General features: G+C 62.3%; 12 protein-coding genes. 7 read left to right on the top strand and 5 right to left on the bottom strand.

What is annotated here, in order from left to right:
- The first annotated feature begins 17 nt into the window (after positions 1 to 17).
- Complete coding sequence (locus A0U93_RS10900) at positions 18 to 860, top strand: ATP-binding protein (protein ID WP_077807366.1); 843 nt, start codon at positions 18 to 20, stop codon at positions 858 to 860.
- Between the two features lie 39 nt (positions 861 to 899).
- Here the strand turns inward: A0U93_RS10900 and A0U93_RS10895 are convergent, their stop codons facing one another.
- Positions 900 to 3299 (bottom strand): TonB-dependent receptor plug domain-containing protein, encoded by a 2400-nt coding sequence (locus A0U93_RS10895; RefSeq protein ID WP_245824834.1) that lies wholly within the window; start codon positions 3297 to 3299, stop codon positions 900 to 902.
- Between A0U93_RS10895 and A0U93_RS16820 the strand changes: the two genes are divergently transcribed.
- The 3 genes from A0U93_RS16820 (at position 3229) to A0U93_RS10885 (ending at position 5914) form a co-directional block, all read left to right on the top strand.
- Positions 3229 to 3732, top strand: coding sequence for a hypothetical protein (locus tag A0U93_RS16820; protein ID WP_245825245.1), 504 nt, complete (start codon positions 3229 to 3231; stop codon positions 3730 to 3732). The two genes, A0U93_RS10895 and A0U93_RS16820, sit on opposite strands and share 71 nt — an antisense overlap.
- 161 nt (positions 3733 to 3893) lie before the next feature.
- Complete coding sequence (locus tag A0U93_RS10890) at positions 3894 to 4961, top strand: aromatic ring-hydroxylating oxygenase subunit alpha (RefSeq protein ID WP_147150863.1); 1068 nt, start codon at positions 3894 to 3896, stop codon at positions 4959 to 4961.
- Complete coding sequence (locus A0U93_RS10885) at positions 4958 to 5914, top strand: bifunctional GNAT family N-acetyltransferase/(deoxy)nucleoside triphosphate pyrophosphohydrolase (protein WP_245824832.1); 957 nt, start codon at positions 4958 to 4960, stop codon at positions 5912 to 5914. The genes A0U93_RS10890 and A0U93_RS10885 overlap by 4 nt, the downstream gene beginning before the upstream one ends.
- Positions 5915 to 5917: 3 nt before the next feature.
- On the opposite strand, the gene A0U93_RS10880 is transcribed toward A0U93_RS10885, so the two are convergent.
- Positions 5918 to 6811 carry an SMP-30/gluconolactonase/LRE family protein gene (locus A0U93_RS10880; protein WP_077807363.1) on the bottom strand — a complete coding sequence of 298 codons (894 nt, stop codon included), beginning with the start codon at positions 6809 to 6811 and terminating at the stop codon, positions 5918 to 5920.
- A gap of 115 nt (positions 6812 to 6926) precedes the next feature.
- Between A0U93_RS10880 and A0U93_RS10875 the strand changes: the two genes are divergently transcribed.
- On the top strand, positions 6927 to 7682 hold the full coding sequence (locus A0U93_RS10875; protein ID WP_077807362.1) for a competence/damage-inducible protein A: 756 nt from the start codon (positions 6927 to 6929) through the stop codon (positions 7680 to 7682).
- Here A0U93_RS10875 and A0U93_RS10870 read toward each other — a convergent pair.
- From A0U93_RS10870 to A0U93_RS16475, 3 genes are read right to left on the bottom strand one after another with little or no spacing between them, the layout of a single operon-like run.
- Complete coding sequence (locus A0U93_RS10870; protein ID WP_077807361.1) at positions 7679 to 8635, bottom strand: acetyl-CoA carboxylase carboxyltransferase subunit alpha; 957 nt, start codon at positions 8633 to 8635, stop codon at positions 7679 to 7681. The two genes, A0U93_RS10875 and A0U93_RS10870, sit on opposite strands and share 4 nt — an antisense overlap.
- 41 nt (positions 8636 to 8676) lie before the next feature.
- Positions 8677 to 9600, bottom strand: a complete 924-nt coding sequence (locus A0U93_RS10865; protein ID WP_077807360.1) for a tyrosine recombinase — start codon at positions 9598 to 9600, stop codon at positions 8677 to 8679.
- A gap of 24 nt (positions 9601 to 9624) precedes the next feature.
- Positions 9625 to 9876: a hypothetical protein gene (locus A0U93_RS16475; RefSeq protein ID WP_077807359.1), complete on the bottom strand. Its 252-nt coding sequence runs from the start codon at positions 9874 to 9876 to the stop codon at positions 9625 to 9627.
- A 141-nt stretch (positions 9877 to 10017) separates the two neighbouring features.
- Here A0U93_RS16475 and aroB point away from each other — a divergent pair, with 141 nt between their 5' ends.
- Both aroB and A0U93_RS10850 read left to right on the top strand, forming a co-directional pair.
- Positions 10018 to 11703 carry a 3-dehydroquinate synthase gene (aroB, locus tag A0U93_RS10855; protein ID WP_077807358.1) on the top strand — a complete coding sequence of 562 codons (1686 nt, stop codon included), beginning with the start codon at positions 10018 to 10020 and terminating at the stop codon, positions 11701 to 11703.
- Between the two features lie 311 nt (positions 11704 to 12014).
- Positions 12015 to 13154 carry an OmpA family protein gene (locus tag A0U93_RS10850; protein ID WP_077807357.1) on the top strand — a complete coding sequence of 380 codons (1140 nt, stop codon included), beginning with the start codon at positions 12015 to 12017 and terminating at the stop codon, positions 13152 to 13154.
- The last annotated feature ends 148 nt before the right edge of the window (positions 13155 to 13302 follow it).

Raw genomic sequence — 13302 nt, 5'->3', positions numbered from 1 at the left:
CGGAAAGGAAAGCGCACATGGATGCATCGTGGCTCACCCAACTCGAGCGTATCGCCGGGGCGCTGGAACGTCTTGCACCGCCGCTGCCGAACGCCGACACGCTGCAAACATGCAACGCCTTCGTCTGGCAGGGCGAGACCGGCACGCTCACACCCGTGCCGCATGTCGCAGGAGTCGATCTCGCCCTCTTGCGGGGCGTTGAACGCCAGATCGGGCTGGTGCTGGAAAATACGCGCCATTTCGCGGCCGGGCGCCCCGCCAATAACGTCATGCTCTGGGGGGCGCGCGGGATGGGCAAGTCGTCCCTCGTCAAGGCAGCGCATGCCCGGATCAACGCTGAAACGCCCGATGCTCTGGTCCTGATCGAAATCCAGCGCGACGACCTCTCGACCCTTCCCCGCCTTCTGACGATTCTGCGTCAGCAACCGCGCCGCTGCATCGTCTTCTGCGACGACCTTTCCTTCGAAAGCCAGGATGCGGATTACAAATCCCTCAAATCAGTTCTGGACGGCGGCATCATGGGTCGTCCGAACAACGTCGTATTTTATGCCACGTCCAATCGCCGTCATCTGATGCCGCGCGACGCGATCGAGAACGAAAACGGCAGCGCGCTCAACCCGCATGAAGCCGTTGAGGAAAAGGTGTCGCTTTCGGATCGCTTCGGCTTGTGGATCGGCGTCCACGGCGCAAATCAGGATACATATCTTGCGATGGTCGACGCCTATGCCGCCGATCGCAGGTTGCCGGTCGACCGTGCGACGTTGCATCGCCGGGCACTGCAATGGTCGATGGAACGCGGAAGCCGGTCGGGCCGCGTTGCGGCACAATTCATAGACAATATGTCGGCGGAACTGGGTTGAAGAAAAAAGCCGGGCGAATGCCCGGCTTTTCTTTGGCGTTCAGAAATTGGCGTTGATACGCCCGTAATAATATCCGCCTCCGATGGGGATGCCCGAAGAGTCGGTGTCGTAGATTTTCGGGCCGAGATAGTTGTTGACCCGGTTCACGTGACGTGGCCGCTCATTGAAGATATTGTTCGCCCCGATCGCCAGATGCCAGTGATCGTTGAAGCGATATCCCACCTCGAGGTCGGTGAGCCAGACAGGCGTGTTGTTGAACTGCGCCCAGCAGACGTTGGAATACTGCAACGGCTGCCCCTGGCAGGTCTGCGTCGTGGAGGCCAGGTTCTGGTAGGACAGCATGGACGTCGTCTGACCATAACGCGTCTGGCGAACGTTCACATCCCACTGATGATAGGTCCAGTAGGCATTGAGGATGATCTTGCTGCGTGGTGAACCTGTGGTCAGATAACCAAGCGTTTGCGCATTCACCAACGGGTTGCCGAACGCATCCGTGTTGACGTGATGAATGCGCGTGCGGTTCAGGTTGAGCATCATCGACAGGTTCAGATTACCGTAGCGATGCATATGCAACAGATAGTCCGCTTCGATATCCAGACCCTGCGTACGCGTGCTCGCCGCATTGGCGAAGTAGTTGGCCGTCACGTCCGACAGGGCGATATCGCCGGACGGCACCTGAACGCCCGTCAACGCAATCGCATCGTAAGCGGTCTGTCCGTTGACCGTCGCCGATCCGATAATCCGATCGCGGATATTGATCTGATAGACATCCGCCGAGACATGGAAACCGGGAACCGGCTCGACGATGATGCCACCCTCCGCGCTGGTCGAGCGCTCCGGCTTGAGGTTCTGGGCGCCGATGGTACGGCCCGCGACGCTGGTGGTCGACAGAAGCCCGGAAGCGCCGGTCGGCGAGACGTTCAGCGAACTGAAGTGCTCTTCCGGCAAGGTCGGCGCGCGGAACCCGTTGCTGATCGTGCCACGGATCGCGATCTGTTTCGTGAAGTCGTAACGCGTCGTGACCTTGCCGTTCTCCGTATTGCCAAAGTCCGTGTAGTGTTCAAAGCGACCCGCGAAATCGAGGTCCCACTTCTTCGTAGGATGGAAATCGCCGTCGATATAACCGGCCCAGACATTGCGTTGCCATTGGCCTGCGTTCTGCGGCGTCAGGCCCGCGTAACCCTGTGTACCGCCCAACAGATACGATGCCGGTTCACCGGCGTAGACATGATACATTTCAAGACGATGTTCGGCACCCATCGCCAGGGTCATGGGCACGACATTGGCAATATTGAAATTACGCCGCATGTCGAAATTGCTGGTCCACTGCGCAAGCTTATAGCTCTCGCCGCGAACTGTCGTCGGCGACGATCCATATTGCTTGTAGTAGTTCGGATTGAACGTGTTCTTGTTCCCGATATCGTCGTCGTCCTCGCCGTAAAGCGTGCTCAGATCCCAGTGGAAACCGAAAAGATTGTCACCCTTGATGCCGAGGTTGGCCTGGAAGTTGTTTTCCTCGATCGTCTCAAGCGGCGAGAAACCATAGGGATAGGCAGAAGGCGCCACCGAAGGAACACGATAATTCTCATAAGCTTCGGCATGGCGATGCGCATAGGTGATCAAACCATAGGTGTTGATCCCCTCGGTGATATCCTTGCCCCATTCGATCGAGAGGTTTTCGCGCGTCTCCTCCGGATTGCTGAGAATTTTGTTGGAATTCGCCGGAAAATTATATTTCGCATATTGCGGATACAGGGTCTTGTCGGCGCGATTATCCGCCGCGCTCCGCGAATTCACCACCATATGGTCGGTGTGGTACACCTGCCCGCTGATATGCAGGAAGCCGTCCTTGCCAAGCTTCGTACCGCCATCCGCGCCGACAAGATACTGCCAGCCATCGCCATTATAAGCGTTCGCACCCGTCTGCGCGACGGTATTGATCCCATGCGACGTCTTCTTGGTAATGATGTTCACGACGCCCGCGATCGCATCGGAACCGTACATCGCCGCCGCGCCATCACGAAGAATCTCGATATGATCGATCGCACCAGCGGGAATCATGTTGAGGTCGACAGGCGTCGAGCCCATCTGCGGCCCGGCATCGGCATAGATGTTGGCCGTCGTATTACGGCGCTTGCCGTCCACCAGAACCAGCACCTCATTCGGATTCAGGCCGCGCATACGAATCGACGATGTCAGCGCACCGGCGTCGGAGCCGTTGGCCATCATGGTGATCGACGGATCGACGCGCGTAATGGCATCGGCCAGATTGAGCTGTCCGGAGCGACGCAGCGCGGCGCTCGATACCACCGATACAGGCGATGAACTGTCACGCGCACGTCGATTGAAGGCATGCGTCCCGGTCACGATGACCGACTCGCCGGCGTCGCCGCTTGCATCGCGTGCCGAGCTGCGACGACGCGTCCGTGACGATGTCATCGATGGTGCCGGAACAGCCGCTGGTGCAGCGGACGCAACGGTGCCTGGCGTGGAGGCGCTACGGGCGGCAGGGGCAGTCTTATGCGAAGCGTGCTTATGCTTCGTTTGCGACGGGGTCGCCGCATGGGCCACACCGAAAGGCAATGCCAAAATGGTAGCGGCGAAAAGGCTGCGCTTTAATGACATCTTGGATTTGATGCTCCGGCGTTCGTGGATGGATATCTGTTCGTTACGACATCAAACAGTAAGGTTTCAAGCTCGCAACATCTTTTCCGACCGGATTTTGGTAACCTGCGACATAAAAGATACGTTTGACCCAATTTTAAAGGAATTATGTTTCTCGGAGTTCGACTTTTCCGGAACTATGGTGCGGAAAACCCGCATTCGCAGTGATGCGTTTCATTATTTGTCCGAAACTTTTTCAGGCGATTGAAGCATGCTCTTTCCGCGGCCCGCCCGAGGCTGCTAGGATCGCGCTCACCGGCCGTTCGCGATCCGGATCACGCCGATCACCGCGCCTGAAGGAAGTCCATGACGCAGAGCCTCGCTCCCGAGATCGAATTCGACAACGACGTTGTCCCGTCCACCGCCATCATGGCGGAAGACGGCGCGTCGAGTGACGGTCATGCGGATTTGCGTCGGATCAAGTGCGACCCGAACTACTGGTATCCCGTTGGCTGGTCGCATGAACTCAAGCGCGGCAAGACAATCGGTACACGCTATGCCGGCCAGCCCATCGCGCTTGTCCGCCCCCAGGAAGGCGAGGTCTTTGCCCTCGAAGACCGATGCGCGCACCGTCAGGTGCCACTCAGCAAAGGCCGCGTCGAAGGCGAGTCCGTGCAGTGCTGCTATCACGGTTGGGCCTATGGCCGTTCAGGCCGCTGCATCGACGTGCCGTATCTCGGCAAGGGCAAGCTGCCGAACGGCGTGCGCACTTATCCGTGCCGGGAAGTCGGCGGGCTGATCTTCGTCTTCCCTGGCGATCCCGATCTTGCGGCGAGCGTTCCCCTCCCGTCCCTCGCACGCGCGGAGGACCCGGAATACAAGACACGCCGCTTCGGGCGACATGTCGATTGCCATTACAGCTTCATGCATGAAAACCTGATGGATATGAATCATCAGTTCATGCACATGAAGCAGATGGGCAAAATGAAGCCGCGGTTCCTCGGCAACGACATTCAGCCGGCGATGGTCGAAGCGCGCTACAGCTTCGCCCGCACGGATGGCAAACAGCCCTGGGGCGAGACGATCATTTTCGGGCAGCGCCGCGACAACAGCGCCAAATACGCCCATCGCGACGTCATGACGATCCGCACCGAATATCCTTACCAGACGCTGCGCATCAGCACCGACGGCGCACCCCCCGTCATGGACCTGTGGATCGTCTACGTCCCGCAGGACGAGGCGCAACTGACCTGTCGCGTGTTCGGCCTTCTGTCCATCCGCCGGCCCAAGCTGAAAGGCGCGCTGGAACTGGCATGGCCGTTCCTCGTCGCGTTTACCGAGCGGATTTTCCGCGAGGACCGCGATATCGTGGAGCTGGAACAGCAGGCGTGGCGGGAACTGGGGGGCGACCATAACCAGGAAGTGTTCCCCGTCATCAACATGCTGCGCGACCTGCTGCGCCGCTGTGGCGTGGCACCGGTTCACGAGGCTTCGTGACACCAACGCTCGAAGCGGGCCCCTATACGCTCCGCATGCTTCAGGAAACCGATGCGCCCGCCGTGCATCGGCTCATCAACGACTGGAGCGTGGTGCGGATGCTCAGTCATCTGCCCTTTCCCTACCCGCGCGAACTGGCCGATGCATGGCTCGCCGAAACACGTCGCAGTAGCAGCGGTGGCGAAGCGTTCCATTTCGCCGTCACGAAGGACGATGCGCTGCTCGGATGCGTGGGGATCGTGCTGGAACGCAATCGGCGCACCGCCAGCCTTGGCTACTGGATCGGTCGCGCCCACTGGGGACAGGGCGTCGCGACGGCGGCGGCGGGCCGGGCAGCGCGGTGGGCCCTCGCTGCCCTCCCGATCGAACATCTGACCGCCGACGTTGCTTTCGACAACGATGCTTCCGCGGCTGTCCTCCGGAAAATCGGCTTCCGCGAGGCCGGAACCGGACGCAAGAGTTTCCTTTCGCGCGGCAGCGAGCATCCGGTGCAACTGTTCACCGGATCACGAGAGGACATCGCGCCGGAGCCTGCCACGACAACGAACAACACCCGCCGAACCGTTCTGGTCGTGGCCGCGGCGCTGGTGGACGCGCAGCAGCGTATTCTTCTGGCCAGACGACCGGAGGGCAAGCCGCTCGCCGGGCTTTGGGAATTTCCGGGCGGCAAGGTGGAAGCCGGAGAAAATCCCGAGCAGGCCCTGACGCGGGAGCTACAGGAGGAGCTGGGCATCGACATTGCGCAGAGTTGCCTCGCCCCCTTTACCTTCGTCTCGCAGGATGTCGGCAGGTTCCACCTGTTGATGCCGCTGTATCTCTGTCGGCGCTGGCGCAATACTCCTCAATCAAGGGAAGGTCAGGAACTTGCCTGGGTGCCGGCGGACCGTCTGGCCGATTACCCGATGCCCGCGCCCGATCGCCCCCTGATCCCGCTCCTGCAGGAACTGCTCTAGGGTTCAGTTCGCCAGCTGGAATTTCTGCTGCGGGATGCCCGGCACCTCGACGCGGAACGAGAAGATGCTGCCGGCATGCGGCTCTTTGGCCAGTTGCGCCTCCGGCACACCGCGTCGCGCCGTTGTCACGAAGGCCGTGCGATAGTCCTCTCCACCGAAGGCCAGCTTCGTGACATTGGAGCACGGCATGGCAATCGTCTCCAGCAACGTGCCATCCGGTGCGAAATGCAGGATACGACTCCCGCCCCAGACGCAGCACCAGAGTCCGCCTTCGCTGTCCGTCACGATGCCATCCGGATAACCCTGGTCAAGCCGGGCGAAAATACGTTCCTGGGACAGGTCGCCAGTCTCGGTCACCGTGAAGGCATAGATTGTCTGCTCCGGAGAGTCGCAGACATACAGTATCCTGCCATCCGGCGAGACGGCAGGGCCGTTGGACACAGTATAACCCTCGTCATGGTGGGAAATGTCCAGACCGCCCGGCGTATGGCGCACGCAATAAATCGATCCCGTGGGCGACTGTTCGCTGTCATCCATGCTGCCGAACCACACGCGCCCTTTCGGGTCGACACAGCCGTCGTTCAGGCGATTGCCGGGCTTGCCGGGCTCGACGACCGCATCATGGGAAAACCGGCCGTCACGCGGGTCGAAGCGATACAATCCGTCTGGCATGCCGCAGAGAAAGGTGCCGTCCGTTACCGGCAACAGGAAGGCCGCACGATTCGGCGCTTTCCATGTGTCGTGCTTTTCCGTTTCGGGATGATAGCGATGAATGGTGCTGGCCGGGATATCCACGAAATAGAGAGCCTGCTCCTCCGCGATCCAGACCGGCCCCTCCCCAAGAGTGACCTTCACGTCAAAAAGGCAACCGGGCACGATCTTGCTGGACATAGTCATTTCTCCTGCTCCTGCGGAATCAAACCGCCGTGTGGCGGCAACGTCTGGTGACCCATCATGGTTGATGCAAAAACACAGACAACCCTGTCGTCAGAACCAGCACGGAACGATGCCCATGCCCACTACCGCCTGCCTTCTCGTCATCGGCAACGAAATCCTCTCAGGCCGCACGCAGGATGCCAATATCCGCTTCCTCGCGACCGGACTCGGCGAACTCGGCATCGCCCTGGAAGAAGTCCGCGTCATTCCGGACCGCCCCGCACGTATCGTCAATACCGTGACTGAATGCCGCGCGCGCTTCGATCATGTTTTCACGACCGGCGGCATCGGCCCGACGCATGATGACATCACGGCCGCCTGCGTGGCGGAAGCAGTGGGCGTGCCGCTCGAAATCCACCCCGAAAGCTATCGTCTGCTCGAAGATTATCTGGGGAAGGAAAAGTTCAACCCGGCCCGTCAGCGCATGGCGATGCTGCCACGTGGTGCCACACCCATTCCCAACAGTGTTTCCGTCGCGCCAGGCTTCACCATTGCCAATGTCCACGTGATGGCCGGCATTCCACGCGTCATGCAGGCCATGTTCACGGCCCTTGCGCCAACGCTCGAGCACGGCGCGCCACTGGTATCTGTGGGATGGCACGCCATCGATCTACGGGAAGGCGCGCTTGCCGAAGGCCTGACCGCCATCCAGGCGGCATTCCCTGCCCTCGACCTCGGTTCCTATCCGTTCGAACGCCCCGACGGCCGGCGCGGCGTGACCCTCGTAGCCAAGGGCTACGACGCAGGGAGCGTCGCGGCTGCCGGCACGCAATTGCACGATTTCATCGTCGAGCTGGGCCACACGCCGATCGAGGGCGAGCCGGTTGCCTAGAGCGCGTCGCGGCCCATCGCCAGGAACTTCTCACGGCGACGCAACACGAGCGCCGCCGGGTCCAGCGCTTCCAGATCGGGCAGTTCGGCCGCAATCGCATCGCCAACAGCGGCGATCGCCTCCTGCGGGAAGCGCTGCGCGCCGCCCAGCGGCTCGGCAATCACGCGGTCGATCAGCTTGAGGTTCAGCAGGTCCTGCGCCGTGAGTTTCAGGGCCTCGGCCAGCTGGTTCGCCTGCTTCGGATCGCGCATCAGGATCGACGCGGCACTTTCCGGGGCGATCACGGAATAGATCGAATGCTCCAGCATCATCACGCGATCACCCGCGCCGAGCGCCACGGCGCCGCCTGAACCGCCCTCGCCGATGATGGTCGCAATCACGGGGACCGGCGCACGCAGGAAAGCGTCCGTCGAGCGGGCAATGGCTTCCGCCTGACCGCGCTGCTCCGCGTCGATTCCCGGCCACGCGCCGGACGTGTCGATGAATGTCAGCACCGGCAGGCCGAAACGGGCGGCCAGTGCCACCAGACGTTGCGCCTTGCGATAGCCTTCCGGCTTCGGCATGCCGAAATTGTGCTTCAGGCGCGACTCCATGTCGAACCCGCGTTCCGTCCCGATCACGACCACCGACGTGCCGCGGAACCGGGCCAGCCCGCCGATCACCGCCAGATCTTCATGGCCCAGACGATCACCGGACAGTGGCGTGTAATCCGTCAGCAGATCGCGAATATAGTCCAGCGCCTTCGGTCGCTGCGCATGACGGGCGACCTGCACTTTCTGCCACGGCGTCAGCTTGGCGTAGGCCGCGCGAAGCTGCTTGTCGGCCTTTTCCGACAATCGCCCGATTTCTTCGGCAATGTTGATGCCCTCGCCGTTCTTCGCCATCTGGCGCAGTTCGACGATCTTGTTTTCCAGCTCGGCGACCGGTTTTTCGAAATCGAGATATTGACGCATGGCGCGCCCGATAGCACGGGCGCGGGGTATCCAACAATCCGTTACCCGCTCTTCTGTTGCGCGAGCGGGTGATGCTCGCGCACGAGCTGTTTCAGGCGCTCGCTCAGAACATGCGTATAAATTTGCGTCGTGGCGATGTCCGCGTGGCCCAGCAGCATCTGCAACGCCCGCAAATCCGCGCCGCGATCCAGCAGATGACTGGCAAAGGAATGACGCAACACATGCGGCGTCACCCGCGCAGGATCGAGCCCCGCGAGGATGGCGGACTGATAAAGAATCTTGTCGAATCCCTGTCGCGTGAGCGGCCTGGCCGGATCCCGACCCGGAAACAGATAACGGCTGTCGATATCGCGATCATGCCGGCGCAGCGCCAGCGCGGCCTCGCGCGCGCCCTCGGAAATGGGCACGAGACGCTCCCGGCCGCCCTTGCCGCGCACCATCACCATCGGCGCCTTGTTGAGCGGCAGGGTATTGGGCAGGGACAGCAGTTCGGAGATACGCAGACCGGTCGTGTAGAGCAGTTCCAGCGCCGCACGCGACACCAGGTCGCGCCGCGGATCGTCATGACCGCGCGTCCCCCGCGCAAGCAGACGCCGCATCTCGTCTTCGGAAAGAACCTTCGGCAGACTGTCCGGCAGTTTTGGCGCCCGCTCACGGGCGGTCGGATCATCCGCGCGGTGGCCTTCCCGCAGCAGGAAACGGTAGAACTGCCGCAGGCAGGACAGACGCCGCGCGCTCGTCCGCGCTGAAAGACCGGATTGGGAAAGCGATGCCAGATAGCCCTGCACACAGGCGCCATCGGCATTCAGCAGCGCGTCCGGACCAACGAAACCGCGAGTCGCGCTATAGCTCGCGAAATCCGCCAGATCCGCCGCATAGGCCGCGCGGGTGCGCGGGGCGGCATTCCGTTCTGCCGCCAGCATTTCCAGAAAGGCCTCCGCGTGCCGTCCGGGCGCAGCGCTCATGCGGATGACTTACGGACAATCGGATCAATGCGCGGCTGCGGGCGCAGGCGCCGGGATGGCGGTCGGCGCCGCTGCCGGCGGGGGCATCGCCGGCAATGACGCCGCAGCAGCGGGCGCGGCCGTTTCCGTCGCGAACCGTCCCGGCGGCAGGTCCTTGTGCACAGGCGCCTGCGCCGGGGGCATCGCGTTCATGCCCAGCGACAGGAAACCGCCACCCAGGCCCAGAACGATCAGAACAACCACGACGATAGCGATTTTGGGGGCAGTGACGGACATGGAAGCTCCAGAAAGGCGCAGCGGAATCGGGGCAACGGCCACGCGTGCGCACGCGTGGCGTACGGCAACTGCATGGCGACTCGATCCCCTCTATGGTAGCCTCGTGAAAATGTCACGTTTCTCTTCCATATCGTTATCGTCATGATGGACCATCTCGCCTCCACATCCGATACGCCCTCCCCGGTATCGACCCCGGCCCAGACGGAAACCATCGTCCTCGTCGGCCTGATGGGCGCCGGGAAGACAACGATCGGCCGGCGCGTCGCGACGCGTCTCGACCTGCCATTCGTGGACGCTGATGTCGAAATCGAACGGGCAGCGGGCTGCACGATCTCGGAAATATTCACGCGCCATGGCGAACCGGCGTTCCGCGACGGCGAACGACGTGTCATCAAACGCCTGTTGCAGGGTCCACCCTGCGTTCTCGCCACGGGCGGGGGCGCCTTCATGGACACACAGACCCGCATACTTGTGCGCCAGCATGCCCGTTCGGTCTGGCTACGCTGCGCCCTGCCCGTACTGGCGCGACGCCTGAGCGGACGACAGGGCCGCCCCCTGCTGGCCCAAGGGGATCACAAGACCATTCTCGCCGCACTCCAGGCTGTGCGGCACCCCATTTACGCGGAGGCGGATATTATCGTGGATTGCGGTGATGACAGTGTGGATACGAGCGCCCGGCGCGTGCTGGAAGCTCTGGAGCAGCATCGCCACCCGGTGCGCGTGCCGGTGCAACTGGACACGCATCGCTACGACGTCACCATCGGCGCCGACCTGATCAGCCGTGCAGGCGCGTTCCTCGCACCTGTCCTGCCCCAGAAACGCGCCATCGTAATCACTGACAGGAATGTCGCCGCCCTGCATCTGCCCCGGCTCATGACCGCCCTTGCGGAGACCGGCGTCGAGGCGCGCGATTTCGTCGTGCCGGGCGGCGAGGAATCGAAGTCGCTGGCGCAATACGGCGCGCTGATCGACGACATTATCACGGCAGGAATCGAACGCCGCACGACCGTTATCGGGCTGGGCGGTGGCGTCGTGGGCGATCTCGCCGGATTCGTGGCTGCCACCGTTCTGCGTGGCGTGCCTTTCGTCCAGATTCCAACGACCTTGCTGGCGCAGGTCGATAGTTCCGTCGGCGGCAAGACGGGCATCAATGCACGTAGCGGCAAGAACCTCATCGGCGCCTTCCATCAGCCACTGGCCGTCCTGGCCGACAGTTCCGCACTCGCCACGCTTTCCCGCCGCGAGCGCGTGGCGGGTTACGCCGAAATCGTCAAAGCCGGGCTGATCGACGGTGTGGAACTCTTCGCCTGGTGTGAAAACCATGGCGCGGCAGTGCTGAGCGGCGATCCGGCCGCCCTGGCCGAAGCCGTGCGACGCGCCTGCCTCTTCAAGGCGGGCGTGGTGCAGGCGGATGAACGCGAACAGGCGGCGGAGGGCGGTCGCGCACTCCTCAATCTTGGCCATACCTTCGCCCACGCCCTCGAAGCGAGTTTCGGCTACGACGGGCGTCTCCTGCACGGGGAAGCAGTGTCCATCGGACTGCACCTGGCTGTCGGTCTTTCCGTGCGACTCGGCTTCTGCGACGCAAGCGTGCTCCTGCGCCTCGACTCGCACCTGCGCACCCGCGCCATGCCGGCAGGTCTGGACTGGTTCGCGGACGCCTTGAGCGCGGAGGAGCTTCTCAATCACATGGCGCGTGACAAGAAGATGCGCGATGGCCGTCTGTCCTTCGTTCTGCTGCGCGATATCGGAGACTGCTTCACGACGCGCGACGTCCCGATGGAGATTGTCCGCGACTTCCTGATTCGCGAAGGTTGTCGCTCCTGAAACGTAACTTGCGGCTTCCTGGTCACAGGGCACCCACAAACGGGCAGCATAACATCTCCGTGATGGGACAGGCGGCCGCCTGTCCTCTAACGAACGACCGCGCGATGGTCGACTCGTCCCCATCCCGGAACGAACTGTTGCAGTTTAGCCACGGGTCCTTGTCGTAATGGGCCTCAGGGCATGTAACAGCCTTCCTCCGGCGGAACCGAGCGATCTATACGCACTTATGCATCGCGCTGAGCTTGTCGCACGGCGCCCTTTTCGGGTTTCCGGCGGCAGTTCGAATGGATGAATTTTTGAGGACGAAATAAATGCGTCTCCGCACGGCACTTCTGGCCATGACGTCGATGGCAGCCGCCCCGACTGTCGCAATGGCGAGCACCATCACCGGCCCGTATGTCGACCTGGGCGGCGGGTACAACCTCGTTCAGCAGCAGCATGCCAAGTTCTCGCCTTTCAGCGAAGCTGACGGCTCGACCGGCAACGGCCAGACCAAGTCCCGCTTCCGTCACAAGGACGGCTTCACGGGCTTCGGTGCTTTCGGTTGGGGCTTCGGCAACGGCCTGCGCGCTGAAGTTGAGGGCGTGTATAACTACTCGCAGATCAACCACCGTCGCCCGACCAACGGCAACGGCTCGACGAGCGGTTCCGACCAGTCTTATGGCGGTTTCGTGAACGTGCTGTATGACATCGATCTGGCCCAGTTCGGCATCAACGTGCCGGTCACGCCGTTCGTCGGTGTCGGTGCAGGCTACCTGTGGCAGCACTACAACCCGATCACCACGACCTATAACAACGGCGCCGTGAACCGCGTTGGCGGCACGAACGGTGGCTTTGCCTATCAGGGCATCGCCGGTGCGGCATACGACATTCCGGGCGTCCCGGGCCTCGCGCTCACGACCGAATATCGCATGATCGGCCAGACCTTTACGGATGGTGCATATCACTCGACCGCTTGGAACGCGACCGGCGTTCACAAGGGCAACGTGAACTTCGACCACCGCTTCAACCACCAGTTCATCCTGGGCCTGCGCTACGCGTTCGACACGGCGCCGCCGCCGCCGCCGCCGGCTCCGGTCGTTGTGCCGCCTGCTCCGACGCCGGCACGCACCTATCTCGTGTTCTTCGACTGGGACAAGTCGAACCTCACGGGCCGTGCACGCGAGATCGTTGCCCAGGCAGCTCAGGCTTCGACCCACGTCCAGACGACGCGCATCGAAGTCAACGGTTATGCTGATAACTCCGCGATCCACCCGGGTCCGCGCGGTCAGAAGTACAACCTGGGCCTCTCCGTCCGTCGCGCCCAGAGCGTGAAGGCCGAACTGATCCGTGACGGCGTTCCGGCTGCTGCGATCGACGTTCATGGCTACGGCGAAGAGCATCCGCTGGTTCCGACGGGCCCGAACACCCGCGAGCCGCAGAACCGCCGCGTCGAGATCATCCTGCGCTAATCCCGCTCGAGATCGCGACGTTCTCTGCCTCGGCAGAGGGCAAGCTCAGAGAAAGGCACCTTCGGGTGCCTTTTTTTGTGCGCGGTTTCCATCTTGTATGCCGCATGATGTGCGCGTAATCAGCCGCACCGAAACAGGCATGGGGAAC

The sequence above is a fragment of the Neoasaia chiangmaiensis genome, assembly GCF_002005465.1.
GTDB lineage: Bacteria > Pseudomonadota > Alphaproteobacteria > Acetobacterales > Acetobacteraceae > Neoasaia > Neoasaia chiangmaiensis.
This window is presented reverse-complemented; position numbering and strand designations above follow the sequence as displayed.

Coding starts and splice junctions, on each gene's coding strand:
- A0U93_RS10900 (WP_077807366.1), top strand. CDS start 18: ATGGATGCATCGTGGCTCACCCAACTCGAGCGTATCGCCGGGGCGCTG.
- A0U93_RS16820 (WP_245825245.1), top strand. CDS start 3,229: ATGACCGACTCGCCGGCGTCGCCGCTTGCATCGCGTGCCGAGCTGCGA.
- A0U93_RS10895 (WP_245824834.1), bottom strand. CDS start 3,299: ATGACATCGTCACGGACGCGTCGTCGCAGCTCGGCACGCGATGCAAGC.
- A0U93_RS10890 (WP_147150863.1), top strand. CDS start 3,894: ATGGCGGAAGACGGCGCGTCGAGTGACGGTCATGCGGATTTGCGTCGG.
- A0U93_RS10880 (WP_077807363.1), bottom strand. CDS start 6,811: ATGACTATGTCCAGCAAGATCGTGCCCGGTTGCCTTTTTGACGTGAAG.
- A0U93_RS10875 (WP_077807362.1), top strand. CDS start 6,927: ATGCCCACTACCGCCTGCCTTCTCGTCATCGGCAACGAAATCCTCTCA.
- A0U93_RS10870 (WP_077807361.1), bottom strand. CDS start 8,635: ATGCGTCAATATCTCGATTTCGAAAAACCGGTCGCCGAGCTGGAAAAC.
- A0U93_RS10865 (WP_077807360.1), bottom strand. CDS start 9,600: ATGAGCGCTGCGCCCGGACGGCACGCGGAGGCCTTTCTGGAAATGCTG.
- A0U93_RS16475 (WP_077807359.1), bottom strand. CDS start 9,876: ATGTCCGTCACTGCCCCCAAAATCGCTATCGTCGTGGTTGTTCTGATC.
- aroB (WP_077807358.1), top strand. CDS start 10,018: ATGATGGACCATCTCGCCTCCACATCCGATACGCCCTCCCCGGTATCG.
- A0U93_RS10850 (WP_077807357.1), top strand. CDS start 12,015: ATGCGTCTCCGCACGGCACTTCTGGCCATGACGTCGATGGCAGCCGCC.